At 53.4% G+C, this 378-nt stretch carries 1 rRNA gene; it reads right to left on the bottom strand.

Annotated features, from left to right (window positions below):
• Positions 1 to 378, bottom strand: a 23S ribosomal RNA gene (locus tag BHE89_RS21880); the annotation flags it as partial.

Raw genomic sequence — 378 nt, 5'->3', positions numbered from 1 at the left:
TCCCATCGACTACGCTTTTCAGCCTCGCCTTAGGGGTCGACTCACCTGCCCCGATTAACGTTGGACAGGAACCCTTGGTCTTCCGGCGTGCGGGTTTTTCACCCGCATTATCGTTACTTATGTCAGCATTCGCACTTCTGATACCTCCAGCATACCTCACAGTACACCTTCGCAGGCTTACAGAACGCTCCCCTACCCAACAACACATAGTGTCGCTGCCGCAGCTTCGGTGCATGGTTTAGCCCCCTTACATCTTCCGCGCGGCCGACTCGACCAGTCGAGCTATTACGCTTTCTTTTAAATGATGGCTGCTTCTAAGCCAACATCCTGGCTGTCTGAGCCTTCCCACTTCGTTTCCCACTTAACCATCGACTTTGG

The organism is Shigella sp. FC1967 (genome assembly GCF_001743005.1).
In the GTDB taxonomy this organism is placed as follows: Bacteria; Pseudomonadota; Gammaproteobacteria; order Enterobacterales; family Enterobacteriaceae; genus Proteus.
Note: the sequence above shows the minus strand (reverse complement) of the source record. Positions and strands in the feature narration are given on the sequence as shown.